Origin of the sequence: Burkholderia sp. BCC1999, assembly GCF_905339975.1 — a bacterium.
Taxonomy (GTDB): domain Bacteria; phylum Pseudomonadota; class Gammaproteobacteria; order Burkholderiales; family Burkholderiaceae; genus Burkholderia.
This window is the reverse complement of the sequence record NZ_CAJPHP010000002.1, coordinates 119,214-138,297: the sequence shown is the minus strand read 5'-3', so window position 1 is coordinate 138,297 and position 19,084 is coordinate 119,214. Positions and strand designations below refer to the sequence as shown.

The following is a 19,084-nucleotide window of genomic DNA, read 5'->3' as shown; positions in this document are numbered from 1 at the left end:
CGGGCGGTTACGACCGGAACGTGCGGCCGGCCGCATGCAGCGCGGCGATGCGCGGCGACACGCGATAGCGGTCCTCGCCGTAGCTCGCCGCCAGGTTCGACAGCACGCGATGCACGCGGCCGATGCCGATCGCATCGGCCCACGCGAGCGGGCCGCACGGGTAGTTCACGCCCTTCTCCATCGCGAGATCGAGATCGGCGGGCGAACACACGCCCTGGTTCACCGTGTCGGCTGCCTCGTTCGCAAGCATCGCGACGGTGCGCATCGCGACCATCCCCGGCACGTCGGCGACGCCGACGACGCGGAAACCCGCCTGCTGGAACAGACCGACCGCATCCGCATAGGCTGCGTCGCTGCACTGGAGCGCACGTGTCAGCGCAACGAGCCCGGCCTGTGCGTAATCGCGGGCAAGATCGACGAGCACGAGATCGGCCACACCCGTCTGCGCGGCGCGTGCGGTGGCGGTGCGGCCATCGGTCAGCGCAATCGACGCACGGCCGGCCGTCGCGAGCAGATCGTCCGGCTGCGCGCCGGCCTGCCGGGCACCCGCGATGCGTTCGGTGAAGCGCGCATGCAGCGCGGCGGCCGGGCCGTCCTGCGCAAACAGTGCAACGTCGGCCGGCGCGTCGCGCGAAGCTTCGAGATCGGGCGCCGGCGGCGTCGCGCCATCCGCATACGAGTAGAAACCGCGCCCCGACTTGCGCCCGAGGAAACCCGCGTTCACGAGTTCCTGCTGGATCAGCGACGGCGTGTAGCGCGGATCGTTGAAGTACGCGCGGAACACCGACTCGGTGACCGCGAAGTTCACGTCGTGGCCGATCAGGTCCATCAGCTCGAACGGCCCCATCCGGAAGCCGCCGGCTTCGCGCATCACCGCGTCGATCGAGGCCGGCGCGCCGCCCTGCTCGTTCAGCACGCGCAACGCCTCCGCGTAGTACGGCCGTGCGACGCGGTTCACGATGAAGCCCGGCGTCGATTTCGCCATCACGGGTTTCTTGCCCCACGCGGCGGCGGTTGCATAAAGCACTTGCGCGACGTCCGGCGCGGTCGCGAGCCCGCTGACCACCTCGACGAGCGCCATCAGCGGCGCCGGGTTGAAGAAATGCAGGCCGGCGACGCGCTGCGGCACGCGCAGCCCGGCCGCGATCGACGTGATCGAGATGGACGACGTGTTGGTCGCCAGCAGGCACGCGTCGTCAACGTGGCGTTCGAGCGTCGCGAAGATCTCGCGCTTCACGTCGAGCCGCTCGGCCGCCGCCTCGACGACCAGCGCGGCGCCCGCGAAGTCGGCCAGCGCACGCACCGCACGGATCCGGTTGCCGGCCGCGTCGGCCTGAGCCGGTTCGAGCCGGCCTTTCTCCGCAAGTCGCGCGAACTGGGCGCGGATGCCGGCCAGCGCCTTGTCGCAAGCCGCTTCGCTCAGGTCGTACAGCAGCACCGTGTGGCCGGCCGCGGCTGCGACCTGCGCAATGCCCGCGCCCATCGCGCCGGCACCGATCACGCCGACGACGGCCGACGGCGCCAGCGCGCCCGAGTTCACCGATTGTGCAGAGGAAACAGCCATCGCTTGCGATCCGTCATGAAGTGGAGGTGCGAGCGATTATAAACCGACCGGTCGGTAGATTTATGTCAGGGCCTGCCCGAATTTGTCGTGCAAGAGACCGTTACGGAGACTGCAAAGGTAAAGAAATTGAAAGATCAGGGCACTTTTTGTAAACCGAAAGGTCAACGTAAGCGTTCGAATATGAGATAGTGACCCCCGAACGCCTGATAAAATTCGACAAACCGCCGGATTTCAGGGGGAAACCGCGTGTCACGTCGCCACCGCCGTCCATCGCTGGCCGCCCTGTCGGGGTCGGAACCGAGCTCCGGCCCGCGCGTCGTCACGCGTACTCGCCTCGCCGTCCGCGGCCAGCCACATCGAACCGTTTCATCCAGCGACGGGCTTCGGCCCGCCCGCGCCCCTCGCCGCCTCATCGCGGCGAACTTGAGGCAGCACCGTTGCACACTGCCACCCTTCGGTTTCATCATCCTCGTTCGGCGGATAGTACGGCCGGGCTTCGTCAACCCGTGACGGTGCGTCGCGCGCCGCCACTCGCATCAGGAAACCCTCCATGCCGCTCTCTTCCAACCAGCTCCCGCGCTGGACCCTCTGGGCCCCGCTTGCCGCATGGCTGGTACTCGCGCTGTCGCGCGTCGTGCCGGCCGAAGGCCTCGTCATCGCGGTGTTCGCCGCCGCGCTCGCCGGCGCCGTGTTCGCCGCCGTCCACCATGCGGAAGTCGTCGCGCACCGCGTCGGCGAGCCGTTCGGCACGCTCGTGCTCGCGGTCGCCGTCACCGTCATCGAAGTCGCGCTGATCGTGTCGGTGATGCTCGGCGCGGGCCCCGAGAAATCGGGCCTCGCACGCGACACCGTGTTCGCCGCCGTGATGATCATCTGCAACGGCATCGTCGGCATCTGCCTGCTGGTCGGTGCGTGGAAGCACGGCGAACAGGACTTCCAGGGGCGCGGCGCAAGCAAGGCGCTCGCGGTACTCGCGTCGCTGTCGGTTCTGTCGCTCGTGATGCCGAACTATCTGAGCGCCGCGCCTGGCCCGTTCTTTTCGAAATCGCAGCTCGCGTTTGCCGGCGTATCGTCGCTCGTGCTGTACGGCGCGTTCGTGTTCGTGCAGACCGTGCGCCACCGCGACTACTTCCTCGCCGCGCACGACAGCGCAAACGAGTCGGTGCACGCAGCGGCGCCGAGCACGCGTACCGCCATCATCAGCATGGTCCTGCTGTTCGTGAGCCTCGTCGCGGTCGTGCTGCTCGCGAAGCTGCTGTCGCCGGCCGTCGAGCATGCCGTGCTGAAGCTTGGCGCACCCGAGGCCGCGGTCGGTATCGTGATCGCCGCGCTCGTGCTGCTGCCGGAAGGGCTCGCGGCCGTCACCGCCGCGCGTGCGAACCGCCTGCAGACCAGCATGAACCTCGCGCTCGGTTCCGCGCTCGCGAGCATCGGGCTCACGATCCCGACCGTCGCGGCCGTGTTCATCTGGGTCGGCCAGCCGCTCACGCTCGGCATCGGGCCAATGGAAACCGTGCTGCTGGCGCTCACCTTGCTGGTCAGCACGCTGACGCTCAGCCAGGGCCGCACGACGGTGCTGCACGGCGTCGTGCACCTGTCGCTGTTCGCCGCGTACCTGTTCCTGTCGATCACCCACTGACGTCCAAAAGCACGCGGCCCGGCGGTTTCTCTCCGCCGGGCCGCGCGCCGTCTTTCACGTCCCTGTACCTTCCTTCATTCACACCACGCCACCGTTACCGGACCGGAATCACGAGATGCTGGCCTGCCAGGATCAGGTTCGGGTTCGCGAGGTTGTTGCGGCGCTGGATCTCGCGATAACGCTGGCCGCTGCCGAGCTTGCTCGCCGCGATCAGGTTCAGCGTGTCGCCCGCCTTCACCACGTACGTGTGTTCGCCCGATGCGGCCGCGGTCGTCACCGCCTGGTCGCTGACGAAGTACTTGCGCAGCAGGTCGAGATACTGTGGCGACTGCCTGAGCTTCGCGATCGCGGCGTTCAGGTAGATCAGCAGGTCCTGGTCATCCGCGCGCACGCCGATCTTGTAAGCGATGTTCGAGCCGTCGAGCTTGGTCACCGCGAATTTCAGGTCGGTGTTCCTGATCGAGCTGACCGCGAACGGATAGTCGTAGATGAACGCGTCGACCGTGCGGCCGTCGATGCTCTTCGCGATGAACGCCGGATCGGAATCGTCGACCTCGACGAAGTGCACGCTCGGATACTGGCGCGTGACGAACGCGCGCACGTCGGGGTCGCCCTTCAGGATCCCGACCGTCTTGCCGGCGAGATCGTCGGTCGAGCGGATCGCCGAGCCCTGCCGCACGATCAGCGAATAGCCGAAATCGTCGACGTACGGCACCGAATAGACGACGCCGGCCGGCGAGTTGTCCGGGAACGTCAGCCCGTCCATCGCGACGTCGACCACGTGGTTCCCCTTCGCATCCGTATCGAGCAGTTGCTTCGGCACGCCCGGGTAAGTGTCGACCTCGTGACGCGTATCGACGACGACCGGCTTGCCACCGTGCGAGAACGACGGATCCGCGAACAGCAACCGCGCGAATTCGACGTTGAAGCCGTGCGGTGCGCCCTTGTCCTCGCCGAAGAACGGTTCGCTCGGGTTCTGCACCGAGATCCGCACGATGCCGTTTTCCGCAATCGATTTCAGCGAACTGGCCTGCGGCGTGAAGCCGGCCGGCAGGACATTGGCCGACGGCGGCGTCTGCGCGGGCTGGCCGGTGTCGACATTTTGTGCGGAGGTCGACGACGGCGCCGCGTCATGCGCGGGAATCAGCGTCGACAGGCCGCCCTGATGCACGATCCATACGCCGACGAGCACGACCAGAAACGCGATTGCGCCAAGAAGTTTTTTCATGGTTGAGGGCCTGCAGGAAGTTATTGTTGTTTCGACGGCAACTGCGCGGGGTTTGCCGCATCGAGCCCGGGCGCGCGGCCGCCGTTCAACACCGCCTGCTGCTGCGCCTGCTTGACCTCGGGGTTATCCAGCAGCGACGTCTCCATCTCGGAGAACGCCTTGTTGACCGAGCGCATCACCGAATCGACGGCCACGTCGGTCTTGATCTGCTCGAACGTATCGGACGCCTGCCGGCCCGCGAGCTTGTTCATCTGCTGCGCCGCCTGCGACATGTCCCACATTGCCTTCGCGCGGTCGATCGCCGACGCGAAATTCTTCAGTTCGACCTGCACCTGCTTGTAGCGGCCCTCGCGAAACGCAAGCAGCTGCTTCATCGTGTCGAGCTGCGCCCGGAAGCGTGGCGCGTCGTCCGGGTACTGCTTCTCGAACAGCTCCGTCTTGTTCTCGAAGTTCTTCACCTCGGTACGGAACGCGGTGATGCTGTCCGCGAACTTCTGCGCGTCCTGGCGCTTTTCCGCGAGCTGGTTGATCAGCGTCTCGATCGGATTCGACTGCGCCTCCGCGACGATCATCTTCACCTTCTGGTTCGCGAGCTTCATCGCGAGGACCGGCGCCAGATAAATCGCGCCGAGACCGATCACGCCGGCCGCGACCAGCGCGATCACCCCCTTCAGGATGAACAGCGCGGCCGGTGCCGCGATCGCGACGCCGGCGACGATGATCGCCCACTTGATCAGCTTGACCTTGCCACTCCCCGAACTGCCGTTTGCTTCTTCATTTGAAAGCTGCGACATGAGTTTTTCTCCTTGAACCTCGAACCGAACTGCGTACGTTTGCTTTTTCAAGCGCAATCGAAATGCTTCGGACTCCGGTGCCGCCCGGCAATCAGGAAAGCCGGCGGCACAATACAAGGACGGGCGCGTGCGGACGTCACGAGACGCCGGTGTAGGCGCCGTTCGGGATGCGGTGAGTGGGGGCAGCGTGCGGTGGAGCGATGCGGCGGGCCGGACCGGCGCCGTTCATCGTCGCGGCCGTCGCGCGAACGGGAAAGTGTACCGACGCGCGGTACGAAACGGGATGACGGATACGTGACGCGGCGGGCGTCGGATGAAGCGTTGTGCCGGCGGGCGGACGGATGCGGCGCCGGTATTCCGGTACGAGGGCGTAAAGGCTCATCGTTGTTCTTTTGCGTGTCGCGGGTGCAGGAACCGCGCGGCCGGCGCGTCCCGCTCCAAATGCACGGACGTATCGTGCGCCGACCGGCATGCAGCGTCAAGCGATTGTCGCAGTGCAGCGAACCGCCGTGTTCCGCCGTTGAAACACGAGGAGCGAGGTTGCTTTCATGACGGAAAGGACTCGCACGACGCCAGCCCGTCGCTCTCGATCAGGATTGCCCCAAGCTTCCGGATTGAAAGCTTGTTACACGGGCAAATCACGCAGGTTGATGCGTACCGAACCCGTAGAGTACAGCCGGATTGTCGACCAGAATCGCGCGGCTGAGCGCGTCGTCTGCCGTGCAATCGTGCAGCCAGCCGAGCAGACGGACATCGTCGGGCAACGGCGATGCGTTCGGGTGCGGCCAGTTCGTACCCCACACGCATCGCGCTGCATGTTCGCGCGCCAACACCGATGCGAGGCGCGCGACATCGTCGTAGCCGGGCGCGCCGACCCGCGACGTCTCGTAAGGCGCCGACAGCTTCACCCACGCGTGGCCACGATCGAGCAGCCGCCGCAGCGCGACGAACGACGGCGCATCGAGTGTGACAGGAACGAGAAACTTCCCCGTATGGTCGATCATGACGCGTGACGGCAGCATGGCCAGCAGCGGCTCGACATCGGGCAATGTCCGGCCGTCGAGCTGCAAGTCGATGTGCCAACCGAGCGGCGCGATTCGCGCCGCCATCCTTTCCAGTTCGTCCCATCTCGCCACGCCACCCGCCAGCATCATGAACCGCACGCCTCGCACACCCGCGACATGCAGCCGCTCCAGTTCCACGTCAGGCACGTCGGCCGGCAACGTCGCAACGCCCCGTGCACACGGACCGAACGCCGCCAGCGCGTCGAGCGTGCAGCGGTTGTCGAAACCGTAACCGGTCGGCTGCACCACCACCACGCGTGTGAGGCCGAGCGCCTGCTGCACGCGGCGATACGCAGCCACCGGCGCCCGCGGAGGACGGAACGTCGCCGTCGGTGCGAGCGGGTACGCGTCGTCGTAAATATGGATGTGGCAATCGCACGCGTTCAGCGGCATGCCGGCCGCGTCGCGCGTCATCGCGTGCCCGGCGCGGCGACCGCCATCGCCGGGCGCCAGCGCGCGAGCCGCGTCGCGTGCGCCGCGTTGACGGCGCCCGCAGGCACCGTTCCGGCCAGCAACGCGGCGAGCTGGTCAACCGTCTCCCGCGCCTGATGCTCGACCGCCGGCAGCGTGAGCCCGCCGATATGCGGGGTCGCGATCACCCGAGGATGCGCGGCGAGCGCGGGTGTCGGCATCTGATCCGCGGCACGGCCGACGTCAAGCGCGCAACCGGCCAGCCGGCCGCTGTCGAGCGCATCGGCCAACGCCTGTTCGTCGACGAGTTCGCCGCGCGACGCATTGATGAAACAGGCCCCGGGCTTCATCGCCGCGAATGCCGCCGCGTCGATCAGATTCGCAGTGGCCGGCGTTGCCGGCGCGAGACACACGACGAAATCCGCGTCGCGCAGCAGCGCCGCACATTCGACCTGTTCGAGCGACGGTGCATCGACGCGCACGTACGGATCGCTGACGACCACCCGCATCCCGAGCGCCGTCGCGACCGGCGCGAGATGACGCGCAATCTGTCCGTAGCCGATCACGCCGAGCGTGCTGCCGCGCAACTCGCGCCCCATCCGCGGCGCCGGCGGTTCGCCACGGCGATAGTCGTCCGCATAGCGGCCGATGCCGCGCCCGAGTTCGATCATTGCGCCGATCACCCACTCGGCCACTGCCGGCGCGAAGCCGGGGCTGGCCTGCGTGACGAGCACGCCGCACGTGCTCGCCGCATCGACGTCGACGGTACGTATGTCGACCGCGCAACGCAGGAACGCGGCGAGCGCAGGCAACCCGGCGAACAGCGCGCGCGGCGCGGGCGTCTGCCGGTACGCGATTATCGCGTCGCAACCCTGCGCGGCAGTGACCAGTTCGTCCGTGCCAAGTTCTCGATCGAGCGGGTTGCAGGTGACGTCGGCGATCGCCTGCAGCGCACGCAGCGCCGTCGCCCCGAAGTAGTGGTCGAGCATCCCGGACGGATGCGTAACGAAAACGCGTGTCATGCCACCCCTCCGCGCCCGTCGGCCGCACGCGGCGGCGGCGCGACCGACGCGCGCTCCACGAGCGTCACGCCGGTAAACACACATTGTTCCGGCGCGGACGGCCCATCACCGTCCGGCCGCATCACACGCCGCACCATCTCCTCGGCCATTTCGGTCACGGGCAGTTGCACCGTGGTCAGCGCCGGATACGAGATCGCCGACAGGAAATGGCCGTCCATCCCGATGACCGACACATCGTCCGGCACCCGCAGCCCGCCGTCGCGCAGCCCGGCCATCAGGCCCAATGCGAACAGGTCGTTGACCGCGACAATGCCGGTCGGCCGCGCCGGATCGGCCGCGAGCGCGGCCCCGAGCGCGCGCCCGACGTCGACGATCACCGCGTCGCCGTATTCGTTTGCGGGGCCGCCGTCGAGCACCTGCGCGTGCCCGTCGAGGCCCGCGTCGCGTGCGGCGGCGAGAAAACCGCGAATCTTGTCGCTGCGGCTCACGGTAATGCCGGCAACCGTCGCGAATGCGAGCCGCGTGTGGCCTGCTTCGACGAGGCAGCGCGTGGCGAGCCGCGCGGCGGCCTCGTTGTCGGCCGTCACGTGATCGACCTTCGACGGCTCGCCAGGCGTCGCGCGCCGGTCGTAGCTCACGACCGTCATCCCGCGTTCTGCCGCGCGCTCCAGGTGGCTTTCGTCGGCGAGCGACGAGATCACGATCACGCGCCGCACCCCGTGCGCGAACAGGTCGTCGAAGAACGACGCCTCCTTCCGCGCATCGCGATACGTGTTGCCGATCAGCACGCGATGGCCGTACTGCTCCTGCGCGCAGGTCTCGACCTCGCGCGCGATGTAGCCGTACATCGGATTCGCCATCGAGGGCACCAGCAACCCGACGAGCGGCGTCTGCCCCGTCTTGAGCTGGCGCGCGAGCGTGCTCGGCCGATATTGCAGCGCATCCATCGCGGCCTTCACGCGATCGAGCGTTTCCGGCTTCATCTGGCCCGTGCGGCCGTTGAGCACGTTTGAAACCGTGCTGACCGAGACGGCCGCGTGACGGGCCACATCCTGAATCGTACTCATGTCGTCTTGCTGTAAATGGCGGCTACAGGCCGAAACGGGCCGGCAGCCACAACGAAAACGCCGGTGCGAGAATCAGCGCGACGAGCGCGACAACCAGCACCAGCAGATATTTCACCATCGGCCGCGCGACGCGCCGCACCTCGGTGCCGGTGATCGCGCACGTCGTGAACAGCCCGAGGCCGACCGGCGGCGCGAACAGCCCGAGCCCCATCGCGACCACCACGACCGTGCCGAAATGCAGCGGGTGGATACCGAGCCGCAGCGCGATCGGCGCGAGCAGCGGCCCGAAGATGATCAGCGCGGGTGCGCCTTCGAGCACCGCGCCGAACACGACCATGACCAGCGCGGACAGCAGCAGGAACATCGTCGCGCCGTACTGATGGGCGAACGCCGTCATTGTGCCCGAGACGAGCGCCGGAATCTGCTCGATCGACAGCGCGAACGACACGCTCGACGCCGCGGCGACGATGAACAGGATACCGCTCGCCATCGACGCGGCACGCACGAACACGCGGCCGACGGCACGCCAGGTCAACTCGCGAAACGCGACCCAGCCCGCGACGAGCGCATAGACCACCGCGAACGCGGACACTTCCGTCGACGTCGCTATGCCCGACGTCACGCCCTTGCCGATCATCGCGACCATCACCAGCGCGACGAGCGCGCCGCCGGCGAGCGGCAACCACGCGCGGCGCTCCGTGAACACTGCCGTCACGTCGATCTTGCGCCCGGTGATCACGGCGACCGCCGCGAGCGACGCGGCCAGCACCGCGGCCGGCACGATGCCCGCGACGAACAGCCCCGCGATCGAGATATTCGCGACGAAGCCCATGATGATCATGTTCACGCACGGCGGGATCGTCTCGGCCATCACAGCGCTGCATGCGAGCAGCGCCGCCGTTTCGTCGGGATCCTGACGCGCGCGGCGCACGGCCGGCATCACGACGCCGCCAACCGCCGCGATATCCGCCAGCTTCGATCCCGATACGCCGGAAAAGCAGACCGTCGCGACGATCACGATCAGCCCGAGGCCGCCGCGCACGCGCCCGAAAATCCGCAGCAGCAGTTCGACTAGCCGCACGGACATCCCGTTCGATTCCATCAGCAGCCCGGCCAGCACGAAGAACGGCACAGCGAGCAGCACGAAATGATCGGCGCCGGCCATGATCTGCTGCGAATAGACGAGCAGCGGCAACGTCGGATCGGCCAGGAAGTACAGCAGCGCCGAGAACGCCAGCACGAAGCCGATCGGCACGCCCAGCACGAGGCCGACGACGAAGCCCGCGGCCAGCAGCGCGCCCGGCGCGATCGCGTGCGCGGGCAGCAGCGCGTTCCATCCGTACACGACGGCCGCGAGCGCCGCGCAGCACGCGAGCGTGCCGATCACGCGGCGGCGCGGCGCATTCAGCGCGTTCACGAGCGCGAATACGGCCATGAACAGCGTGCCGAACATCATCGGGTATACGTTGATCCAGCCTGGCAGGCCGCCCGGCGTCAACTGGTCGTACGAATCGGCGAGCAATTGGCACGACGACGCGAACAGGTTCAGCGATACGGCCGCGACGATCCAGTGACCGATCTGCACGAGCGTGCCCTGCCATCGTGCCGGCAGCCAGCCGCGGAACAGGTCGATGCCGACGTGCTGGCTGCGCCCGAGCACCGTCGCCGCGCCGAAGAACACCAGCACGATCATCAGCGCGCTCGCGACCTCCTCGGCCCAGTCGACCGGATCGTGCAGGAAGTACCGGAAGACAACCGAAGCGAACACGACGACCACGTCGACGGCAAGCACCGCCGCCGAAAAGTATTCGATCCCACGTATCGCCCCTTCCAGCACGCGCGACATGCGATGCGCGGAGCGGCCTGCGCCGGGCGCAGCACTCGAAACGGACCAGGCATCCATCGCTCAGCTCCGCGCGGCGGTGATCGCCGGAAACAGCGACGCGGTCGCCGGATATTGCGTCGCGAACGCCGCGTAGAGCTGATCGTGCATCGTCTGCCGGATCGCTGCGCGCTCGCTCGCGGCCATCGGATGGAACGTCATCCCGTGCTGCTTCAGCGCCTGCTCGGCCTGATCGGCCTTCTGCGCGGCGATCGCGCGCTGCTGCGCAGTCGCGTCGGCCACCGCGCGGTCGAATGCGGGACGCAGGTTCGCCGGAATCCGGTCGAGCGCGCGCCGCCCCATCACGACCGTCATCGCCGCGAACACGTGATGCGACTGCCAGCACGATTTCACGACCTCGTCGAACTTGCTGGCAAGCACGGTGGCCGGATCGTGCTCAAGGCCGTCGACGACGCCCGTCTGCACGGCCATGTACAGTTCGCCGAAAGGAATCGGCGTCGGCACGGCGCCCATCGCCTTGAAGGTATCCATGAATGCCGGCGTCGGCAGCACGCGCAACTTCGTCCCCTTCAGCCCCGACAGCGCGAGCACCGGTTTCTTCGTGAACACGCAGCGTCCACCGAAATGCGAACCCCAGGTCAGCACCGAACATCCCGCGCGCTTCTGCAGCAGCGCGTTCAGGCTCGTACCGACTGGACCGTCGAGCACCTTCGCGACGTGCGCGTAACTGTCGAACAGGTAGCCGAGATCGAGCATCCCGAGTTCCGGTGCGACCGTCGCCCAGATCGACGAGCCCGCGATCATCATGTCGATCGCGCCGATCTTGACCTGCTGCGCGACGTCGCTCTCCTTGCCGAGCTGGCTGTTCGGGAAGTAGTCGACCCGGATCGCGTCGCCGATGCTCGCCTTCAGGTTCGCCGCGAGCCGTTCGTACCACGCGTAATGTGCGGCGTTCTGGTCGGCGGGCATCGACGACGAGCAGCGCAGCGTCACGGCCGGCTGGGCGCGCACGATCGCCGGGAATCCGCCCGCGGCGGCGAGCGTCGCGACGGACGCGGTTTGCAGAAAGCGCCGCCGAGTATAGATATTCACGAGTCGTCTCCTTTGCGTATGCACCTCACGGCGCAACTGTATCGATTTAGTGTATCGATACAGTAGTACGATGACCGACAAATTTGATATGGGGGTTTGCCCGTAAACATGATGAACATCAGACCCCGAGCCGAGCGATGTTGCCCGTTTATTTGCAGCATCATCAGACAACCGACGTCTGCCTCTTGGGATCCGGCAACCGATGACGGGCGATTTCGGACGGCGATTCGTGCGCCGTCCTCCCAGGTCGTATTCCTGTCTGCCCCAAGGTTTTGATTACCGGCTTCTGTATCGATTTAGTGTATCGATACAGAAACGTGCTAAGCTTCGCCCGAAACCCGGTCGCCACGGGATTCGGCGCGTCCTTTTCGGGGTGCGCAACCGCGCTGTCGACCGACCATTCCAAACCGGGGCCATTATGCAGGCCGGCCCGAGGACATGCTTTCGATGAACCTGTCACGCCGCAACCGGATCGCCGCATCGCTCGCCGCGCTCGTCTTTCAGGCGCCGCTCTTCGCGGCGGCCGCGCCAGCCGACAACTCGGCACGCATCGCCGACGGCCGCTACCTCGCAACGGCCGCCGACTGCATCGCATGCCACACCGCGCCGGGTGGCAAACCGTTCGCGGGCGGGCTGCCGATGACGCTGCCGATGGGGCGCATCTATTCGACGAACATCACCCCGGACACAGCAACCGGCATCGGCCATTACACGCCGGCAGATTTCCGCAGGGTATTGCGCGAAGGCGTGACGCCGGACGGGCGCAACCTGTATCCAGCCATGCCCTATCCGTCCTACACGAAGCTCAGCGACCGCGACATCGACGCGCTGTACGCGTATTTCATGCACGGCGTCCCGCCCGTCGCCCAGCCGAACCACGCGCCGGATTTTGGGTGGCCGCTCACGATGCGCTGGCCGCTGAAGATCTGGAACGCGCTGTTCCTGCGTGCGGGCGCGTACGCGGACAAACCCGGCCGCGATCAGCAATGGAACCGCGGCGCGTATCTGGTCCAGGGCGCCGCCCACTGTGGCGCGTGCCACACGCCACGCGGCATCGGCATGCAGGAACTCGCCTTGGACGAATCCGGCGCCAGCTACCTCGCCGGTGCAGTCGTCGACGGCTGGCGCGCGTTCAACATCACGAGCGACGGCCAGGCGGGGATCGGCATCTGGACAACCGGCGACATCGTGCAATACCTGCGCACCGGCAATACGCCCGGCCGCGCGCAGGCAGCCGGCCCGATGGCGGATGCGGTTACGCACAGCTTCAGCAGGATGAGCGACGCGGACCTGACAGCCATGGCCACGTACCTGCACACCGTGCGCCCGGCGCCGGGTCCCGACCGCGCGCCGCGATCCGCCCAGGGCCACCCCGCCGCCGACTACATCGCGCTGCGCACGGCGGGCGCAGCGCATGCGCCGCCCGACGGCGCCGCGCTCTACCTCGATCATTGCGCCAGTTGCCACGGAATGCGCGGCACCGGCACCACCGACGGGTTCTTTCCGTCGCTCATGAACAACAGCGTCGTCGGCACCTCGACCGCGGCCAACCTCACACGCACGATCCTGTTTGGCGCCAGCGTCAACAACGGACGCACACACTATTTCATGCCCGCATTCCAGACCGAACTGCGCGACGACGAAGTCGTGGCGCTCGTCACCTACCTGTCGCTTCAATTCGGCAACGGCCAGATGCGCATCACGCGCGACGAAGTCACAACGCTTCGCACCGCGCCAGCCCACTAAAGGAGAGCTTCCGATGTCGTTACACGATCCGTTCGATATCGACGGCCGGCGGCGCCGTTTGCTGCAATGGTCCGCAGGCGCTGCGCTGTACGGAGCACTGCCGCGCGCGGCACTGTCCGATATCGCAGCCCATGACGACGCCCTGCCGCGCCTCGCACGCACGGGCGCATTCCTGACCGGACGCGCCGCGCTGCCGGCCGACTACGTCGCGTCGGTCTGCCGTGCGCTGCAGGCGCACGACCCGCGCTTCGACGAACATTTGCGCGTGCTCGACACGGCACTGGCCGCTGCCCCGCCGAACGATGTCCAGAATGTCGTCGCGCAGATGCGGTCGCAATCGCCTGAACTGCACGCCGCCGCACTGGCGATCGTCGAGGCGTTCTACACCGGCAGCGTCGGACGCGGATCGGGTGCACGCATGGTCGGCTATGAAACAGCGCTGATGTTCGAGGCGACCGCCGACGTCACCGTGATTCCGTCGTATGTCCGCGCGCGGCCCGAATACTGGACGGCACGGCCCGACGATCCCGCCCGCCCGCTTAACGCCCAAGCGAAGGAAACAATACGATGAACAGCGAATTCGACGCCGACGTGATCGTGATCGGTGCGGGCATTCTCGGTGGCGCCGTCGCACACTCGCTCGCGCGCCAGCGCAAGTCGGTCATCGTGCTCGAAGCAGGCCCCGAGTTGCGGCGCGCGGACCTCGTGCGCGCCTTTCGCAACTACGGCGACAAATCCGATTACAACGGCCCGTATCCGGATCAGCCCTGGGCCCCGAAATCGTCCACCGGCCGCTATTCCGATCACTACATCGACAGCGTCGGCCCGATCCTGCAGAAACCGTCGTACCTGCGTCTCGTCGGCGGCACGACCTGGCACTGGGGCGGTGCGACATGGCGCATGCTGCCGAACGACTTCAGGCTGCGCTCGCTCTACGGGCAGGGTCGTGATTGGCCGCTGGACTACGATGAACTGGAACCGTGGTATCAGCTTGCGGAAGAAGAGATCGGCGTGTCCGGATCGGATACCGACGATCAGAGCGGCCGCGGCGGCGGCCCGTTTCCGCCGCGCTCGAAACCGTATCCGATGAAGCAGCAACCGTGGGCGTACCTGACGCGGGAAGTCGCGACGCGTGTCGCCGAGATCGGGCACCGCTTCGTCGACGAGCCCAACGCCCGCGCGACCCGACCATACGACGGGCGCCCCGTCTGCGCGGGCAATAACAACTGCGCACCGATCTGCCCGATCGGTGCGCAGTTCTCAGGCGACCGGCCGGTTCACCGTGCAGTCGCACTCGGCGCACGCCTGCTCGCGAACGCCGTGGCTCACAAGATCGAACGCAGCGCGAACGGGCGCATCGCCGCCGTGCACTACATGACGCCAGACGGCCGCAGCACACGCCTGACCGCTCGCGCATTCGTCCTGGCCGCCCACGGCGTCGAGATCCCGAAACTGCTGCTGATGTCCGACATCGCCAACTCGTCGGATCAGGTCGGCCGCAACATGATGGGACACACCGGCCGCGCGCTCGCGATGCTGACCAGCGTGCCGCTCTGGCCGGGGCGCGGGCCGACCCAGCAAGGCAGCATCAACACGTGGCGCGACGGTGCATTCCGGCGTGAGCACGGCGCAATCCGGCACTTCCTTGACAACACCGTGCCGAACGAGCGCATTACGCGACGCCTCATCGACCAGGGCATCGTCGGCCCCGAACTCGACGCGCGCATCCGGACCGATGCCGCGCGCTACTTGAAGATCGCCAGCTATGTCGAGCCGCTGCCCGACCCGGCCAATCGCGTGACACTGACCACGCATCGCGACGCGCTGGGATTGCCGACACCCCGTACCGACTACGATATGCGCGACTATGCGCGCCGGGCGCTGCCACGCCTGCTCGCCGACTATTCGGCATTCCGGCGGGCATTCGGCGCGACCGACATGCTCGGCGACGTCAACGCATGGGTGCCGAGCTCGCACATCATGGGTACGACGATCATGGGCCAGAACCCGAAGGATTCGGTCGTCGATCGGGACTGCCGGACGCACGATCACCCGAACCTGTTCATCGCCAGCACCGCAGTCCATCCGAGCGCATCGGTCGTCAACCCGACGCTGACAGGCTACGCGCTCGCGCTCCGACTCGCCGCGCGCATCGGCGCCGAAGTCTAGCCGCAGGAGCAGGGCAGCGCGAACGCGCTACGTCACCGCGCCACCCTGTTCCTGCGCGAGAAACCGCTCGACCATCGCGTTGAACACCGGCAGCGCCGGATTGTCGTTATCCGCTCGCCACGCGAGATACAGCTCGGCCGCCACGTTCACGCCCGCCAGCGGCCGGAACACCACGCCATCGACGTGAAGCTCGCGCGCCGAGGCCGGCACCAGCGCCGCGCCGAGCCCCGCGCGCACGAGGCCGAGAATCGTATGCGTCTGCCCGACGTAGTGCAGGTAGTTCGGCAGCCGCCCGGCACCCGCGAACATCCCCGAAATCATGTCGTGGAAGTACTTCCCCTCGTTCGGCGAATATGCGATGAACGGTTGCCGGTCGAGTTCGTCGGGGCCGATCTGCTCGTAGCCGGCAAGCGGCGCGCCTTGTGCAACCGCGACGAGCATCGGCTCGCGCTGCACGAGCCGGTATTCGAGCGGCTGGCGCGCGGCGCGCTGGCGTACGAAACCCGCGTCGAGCATCCGCGACGCGAGCGCGTCGATCTGCACGGTCGACACCATCTCGCGCAATTCGACGTCGACGTCCGGCAGCGCATGCGCCGCGTGCGCGAGCAGCTCCGGAATCATCCGGTATGCGCTGACGGCCGTGAAGCCGAGCGTGATGCGGCCGGCCCCGCCCTGCGCGACGCGCTGCGCGGCCTGCTCGGCCCGTGCGGAGAATTCGAGGATGTGCCGCGCGTCGCGCAGGAAACGCTCGCCGGCCGCGGTCAGGCTGACCTGCCGGCTGCTGCGCTCGAGCAGCGCGATGCCGAGCGCGTGCTCGAGCAGCTGGATCTGCCGGCTCAGCGGTGGCTGGGTCATGAAGAGCCGTCTGGCCGCGCGGCCGAAATGCAGTTCCTCGGCCACCGCGACGAAGCAGCGAAGCTGGTGCAGTTCAATCATCCAATTCTTGAATCAATCGATAGTCTTTTGATGTTAGACCGATATCGATGCGATTTCTATACTCGGTTCCACCTGATGCACGGCCTGCGCCGCGCACGACGACCGAGACCTTCATGACCATCGACATCCTGCTGACCCAGCCGCTCCCCGACACGATCGACGCCGAACTGTCCGCCCGTTACGCGGTGCACCGGCTGTACGCGGACGCGCAACCGGACGTGCTGCTCGATCGCATGGCATCGCGCATTCGCGGTGTCGTGACCGGCGGCGCGAACGGCCTGCCCGCCGCGCTGATGGACCGGCTGAGCGCGCTCGAGATCGTCGCGATCAGCGGCATCGGCACCGATGCGGTCGATCTCGAGCGCGCTCGCGCACGCGGCATCCACGTGACGACGACGCCCGATGTGCTGACCGACGACGTCGCCGACATGGCGCTGGGGCTGATCCTGATGACGCTGCGCGACCTCGGCGCCGGCGAGCGGATCGTACGCGCCGGCCGCTGGGGCAAGACGGCCCAGCCGCTCGCCACGCAGGTCACCGGCAAGCGGCTCGGCATCGTCGGGCTCGGCCGTGTCGGCCGCGCGATCGCGCAACGCGCGCAGGCGTTCCGGATGCCCGTCAGCTACTTCGGCCCGCGCGAGCATCGCGACAGCGCCTACCGCTTCGTACCCGACCTCGCTGCCCTCGCGCGCGACAGCGACGTGCTCGTGATCGCGGCATCGGCCGATCACGGCAACGTGCTCGTGACGGCCGACGTGCTCGCCGCGCTTGGCCCCAAAGGATTCCTGATCAATGTCGCACGCGGCAAGCTGGTCGACGAAACCGCACTCATACGCGCGCTCGCCGACGGCACGATCGCCGGCGCCGGCCTCGACGTGTTCGCAAACGAGCCGCACGTGCCGGCCGCGCTGCTCGAACTCGACCGCGTCGTCGTGCAGCCGCACCGCGCGAGCGCCACGCACGAAACGCGCGAAGCGATGGGCCGGATCGTGCTCGCCAACCTTGCCGCGTGCTTCGCGGGCCAACGCCCGCCGACCAGCGTCACGAGCTGACCTCCACACGCCGCACGGCGGCCCCCGTTACGACACCAGACGCCTCCGCCCGACGGAGGCCAGGAGACACGCATGCCCAATCGATCCAGCGGCGCCGCCCTCGCCGCATCGCCCGCCGCTTCGCGCACGATCGGCCGCGTCCGCTACGCGGTCCTCGCGCTGATCTTCGCGGTCACCGTCATCAACTACGCGGACCGCGCGACGATGTCGATCGCCGGCACCGGCGTCGCGCACGATCTCGGCCTGACGCCCGTGCAGCTCGGCATCGTCTTTTCAGCATTCGCGTGGGCCTATGCGATCGGCCAGATCCCTGGAGGCTGGCTGCTCGACCGCTTCGGCGCGCGACGTGTGTACGGCCTGAGCCTGCTGCTGTGGTCGGCATTCACGATGCTGCAGGGTACGGTCGGCTGGCTCGCCGTGCAGGGTGTGGCCGCGACGCTCGCGCTGTTCGTCATGCGCTTCATGCTCGGCCTCGTCGAATCGCCGGCCTTCCCGGCCAATTCGCGGATCGTCGCCTGCTGGTTCCCGACCGCCGAACGCGGCACCGCGTCGGCCCTGTTCAATTCCGCGCAGTACATGGCCGTCGTGCTGTTTACGCCGGCGATGGCCTGGCTCACGCATGCGCTCGGCTGGGAGCATGTGTTCCTGTGGATGGGCATGCTCGGCATCGCGCTCGCCGCGCTGTGGTTCGCGTGGTATCGCGAGCCGCACGGCCATCCGCGCGTGACCGACGCGGAGCGCGACTACCTGCGCGCGCACGGCGCGCTCGTCGATCTCGAGGCGAACCGTGTGCGCCACCGGCCGCGCGTGTCGTGGCATGACGTGTCGCAACTGTTCCGCCACCGGAACCTGTGGGCGATCTATATCGGCCAGTACTGCATCACGGCGCTCACCTACTTCTTCATCACGTGGTTTCCGATCTACCTGATCAAGGGGCGCGGGATGACGATCATGGAAGCCGGCTGGGTTGCCGCGCTGCCGGCAATCTGCGGGTTCACGGGCGGCGTGCTCGGCGGCGTGCTGTCGGACTGGTTGATCCGGCGCGGCATGCATCCGTCGAAGGCACGCAAAACGCCGTTCGTCGCGGGAATGGCGATGGCGACGCTGCTCGTGCTCGCGAATGGCGCGTCGTCGAACGCGGTCGTGATCGCGCTGATGACGATCGCGTTCTTCGGCAAGGGGCTTGCGGCGGTCGGCTGGGCCGTGCTCGCCGATACGGCGCCGGAAGGAATGGTCGGGCTGAGCGGCGGCGTGTTCAACGGCCTCGGCAACATCGCCGGCATCGTCACGCCGCTCGTGATCGGCTACTTCGTCGCCAGCACGGGCTCGTTCGCCGGCGCGTTGTGGTTCGTCGCCGCGCACGGGCTGATCGGCATCGCCGCGTACGCGTGGCTCGCGGGACGCTTCGAGCGGATCCGCATCACGCCGGCCGCGTGAACATCGCGGCGGCACGCATG

Annotated in this window: 15 protein-coding genes; 6 read left to right on the top strand and 9 right to left on the bottom strand. The window is 67.5% G+C overall.

What is annotated here, in order from left to right:
- Nucleotides 1–7 precede the first annotated feature (7 nt).
- Entirely contained in the window at nucleotides 8–1,564 is a 1,557-nt protein-coding gene (locus U5809_RS03500) for a 3-hydroxyacyl-CoA dehydrogenase (protein WP_322085542.1), read from the bottom strand.
- Nucleotides 1,565–2,114: 550 nt separating this feature from the next.
- Between U5809_RS03500 and U5809_RS03495 the strand changes: the two genes are divergently transcribed.
- Nucleotides 2,115–3,203: a calcium:proton antiporter gene (locus tag U5809_RS03495; protein WP_282509361.1), complete on the top strand. Its 1,089-nt coding sequence runs from the start codon at nucleotides 2,115–2,117 to the stop codon at nucleotides 3,201–3,203.
- Nucleotides 3,204–3,297: 94 nt separating this feature from the next.
- Here U5809_RS03495 and U5809_RS03490 read toward each other — a convergent pair whose 3' ends face one another.
- The 7 genes from U5809_RS03490 to U5809_RS03460 all read right to left on the bottom strand — a co-directional run bounded on the left by U5809_RS03490 (nucleotide 3,298) and on the right by U5809_RS03460 (nucleotide 11,724).
- Nucleotides 3,298–4,431: a transporter substrate-binding domain-containing protein gene (locus U5809_RS03490; protein WP_322085541.1), complete on the bottom strand. Its 1,134-nt coding sequence runs from the start codon at nucleotides 4,429–4,431 to the stop codon at nucleotides 3,298–3,300.
- A 20-nt stretch (nucleotides 4,432–4,451) separates the two neighbouring features.
- Nucleotides 4,452–5,225, bottom strand: a complete 774-nt coding sequence (locus tag U5809_RS03485) for a hypothetical protein (RefSeq protein ID WP_322085540.1) — start codon at nucleotides 5,223–5,225, stop codon at nucleotides 4,452–4,454.
- 638 nt (nucleotides 5,226–5,863) lie between these two features.
- Nucleotides 5,864–6,703, bottom strand: a complete 840-nt coding sequence (locus U5809_RS03480) for an amidohydrolase family protein (protein WP_322085539.1) — start codon at nucleotides 6,701–6,703, stop codon at nucleotides 5,864–5,866.
- Nucleotides 6,700–7,722 (bottom strand): hydroxyacid dehydrogenase, encoded by a 1,023-nt coding sequence (locus U5809_RS03475; protein ID WP_322085538.1) that lies wholly within the window; start codon nucleotides 7,720–7,722, stop codon nucleotides 6,700–6,702. The genes U5809_RS03480 and U5809_RS03475 overlap by 4 nt, the downstream gene beginning before the upstream one ends.
- On the bottom strand, nucleotides 7,719–8,789 hold the full coding sequence (locus tag U5809_RS03470; protein WP_322085537.1) for a LacI family DNA-binding transcriptional regulator: 1,071 nt from the start codon (nucleotides 8,787–8,789) through the stop codon (nucleotides 7,719–7,721). The genes U5809_RS03475 and U5809_RS03470 overlap by 4 nt, the downstream gene beginning before the upstream one ends.
- 22 nt (nucleotides 8,790–8,811) lie before the next feature.
- A complete protein-coding gene (locus tag U5809_RS03465; RefSeq protein WP_322085536.1) occupies nucleotides 8,812–10,692 on the bottom strand; it encodes a TRAP transporter large permease subunit in 1,881 nt (626 codons plus the stop codon).
- 3 nt (nucleotides 10,693–10,695) lie between these two features.
- Nucleotides 10,696–11,724 carry a TRAP transporter substrate-binding protein gene (locus tag U5809_RS03460; RefSeq protein ID WP_322085535.1) on the bottom strand — a complete coding sequence of 343 codons (1,029 nt, stop codon included), beginning with the start codon at nucleotides 11,722–11,724 and terminating at the stop codon, nucleotides 10,696–10,698.
- A gap of 447 nt (nucleotides 11,725–12,171) precedes the next feature.
- Between U5809_RS03460 and U5809_RS03455 the strand changes: the two genes are divergently transcribed.
- From U5809_RS03455 to U5809_RS03445, 3 genes are read left to right on the top strand one after another with little or no spacing between them, the layout of a single operon-like run.
- On the top strand, nucleotides 12,172–13,470 hold the full coding sequence (locus tag U5809_RS03455; protein WP_322085534.1) for a cytochrome c: 1,299 nt from the start codon (nucleotides 12,172–12,174) through the stop codon (nucleotides 13,468–13,470).
- Between the two features lie 13 nt (nucleotides 13,471–13,483).
- Nucleotides 13,484–14,041, top strand: coding sequence for a sugar dehydrogenase complex small subunit (locus tag U5809_RS03450; RefSeq protein WP_322085533.1), 558 nt, complete (start codon nucleotides 13,484–13,486; stop codon nucleotides 14,039–14,041).
- Nucleotides 14,038–15,639, top strand: coding sequence for a GMC family oxidoreductase (locus U5809_RS03445; RefSeq protein ID WP_322085532.1), 1,602 nt, complete (start codon nucleotides 14,038–14,040; stop codon nucleotides 15,637–15,639). The genes U5809_RS03450 and U5809_RS03445 overlap by 4 nt, the downstream gene beginning before the upstream one ends.
- Before the next feature lie 27 nt (nucleotides 15,640–15,666).
- Here the strand turns inward: U5809_RS03445 and U5809_RS03440 are convergent, their stop codons facing one another.
- Nucleotides 15,667–16,575 carry a LysR substrate-binding domain-containing protein gene (locus U5809_RS03440; RefSeq protein WP_322085531.1) on the bottom strand — a complete coding sequence of 303 codons (909 nt, stop codon included), beginning with the start codon at nucleotides 16,573–16,575 and terminating at the stop codon, nucleotides 15,667–15,669.
- 113 nt (nucleotides 16,576–16,688) lie between these two features.
- Between U5809_RS03440 and U5809_RS03435 the strand changes: the two genes are divergently transcribed.
- Together U5809_RS03435 and U5809_RS03430 are read left to right on the top strand one after the other, a co-directional pair.
- Nucleotides 16,689–17,627 (top strand): 2-hydroxyacid dehydrogenase, encoded by a 939-nt coding sequence (locus U5809_RS03435; RefSeq protein WP_322085530.1) that lies wholly within the window; start codon nucleotides 16,689–16,691, stop codon nucleotides 17,625–17,627.
- Between the two features lie 72 nt (nucleotides 17,628–17,699).
- The gene (locus tag U5809_RS03430) at nucleotides 17,700–19,064 is read left to right on the top strand and encodes an MFS transporter (RefSeq protein WP_322085529.1); all 1,365 of its coding nucleotides are present in this window, start codon (nucleotides 17,700–17,702) and stop codon (nucleotides 19,062–19,064) included.
- The last annotated feature ends 20 nt before the right edge of the window (nucleotides 19,065–19,084 follow it).

Coding starts and splice junctions, on each gene's coding strand:
- U5809_RS03500 (WP_322085542.1), bottom strand. CDS start 1,564: ATGGCTGTTTCCTCTGCACAATCGGTGAACTCGGGCGCGCTGGCGCCG.
- U5809_RS03495 (WP_282509361.1), top strand. CDS start 2,115: ATGCCGCTCTCTTCCAACCAGCTCCCGCGCTGGACCCTCTGGGCCCCG.
- U5809_RS03490 (WP_322085541.1), bottom strand. CDS start 4,431: ATGAAAAAACTTCTTGGCGCAATCGCGTTTCTGGTCGTGCTCGTCGGC.
- U5809_RS03485 (WP_322085540.1), bottom strand. CDS start 5,225: ATGTCGCAGCTTTCAAATGAAGAAGCAAACGGCAGTTCGGGGAGTGGC.
- U5809_RS03480 (WP_322085539.1), bottom strand. CDS start 6,703: ATGACGCGCGACGCGGCCGGCATGCCGCTGAACGCGTGCGATTGCCAC.
- U5809_RS03475 (WP_322085538.1), bottom strand. CDS start 7,722: ATGACACGCGTTTTCGTTACGCATCCGTCCGGGATGCTCGACCACTAC.
- U5809_RS03470 (WP_322085537.1), bottom strand. CDS start 8,789: ATGAGTACGATTCAGGATGTGGCCCGTCACGCGGCCGTCTCGGTCAGC.
- U5809_RS03465 (WP_322085536.1), bottom strand. CDS start 10,692: ATGGATGCCTGGTCCGTTTCGAGTGCTGCGCCCGGCGCAGGCCGCTCC.
- U5809_RS03455 (WP_322085534.1), top strand. CDS start 12,172: ATGAACCTGTCACGCCGCAACCGGATCGCCGCATCGCTCGCCGCGCTC.
- U5809_RS03450 (WP_322085533.1), top strand. CDS start 13,484: ATGTCGTTACACGATCCGTTCGATATCGACGGCCGGCGGCGCCGTTTG.
- U5809_RS03445 (WP_322085532.1), top strand. CDS start 14,038: ATGAACAGCGAATTCGACGCCGACGTGATCGTGATCGGTGCGGGCATT.
- U5809_RS03440 (WP_322085531.1), bottom strand. CDS start 16,575: ATGATTGAACTGCACCAGCTTCGCTGCTTCGTCGCGGTGGCCGAGGAA.
- U5809_RS03435 (WP_322085530.1), top strand. CDS start 16,689: ATGACCATCGACATCCTGCTGACCCAGCCGCTCCCCGACACGATCGAC.
- U5809_RS03430 (WP_322085529.1), top strand. CDS start 17,700: ATGCCCAATCGATCCAGCGGCGCCGCCCTCGCCGCATCGCCCGCCGCT.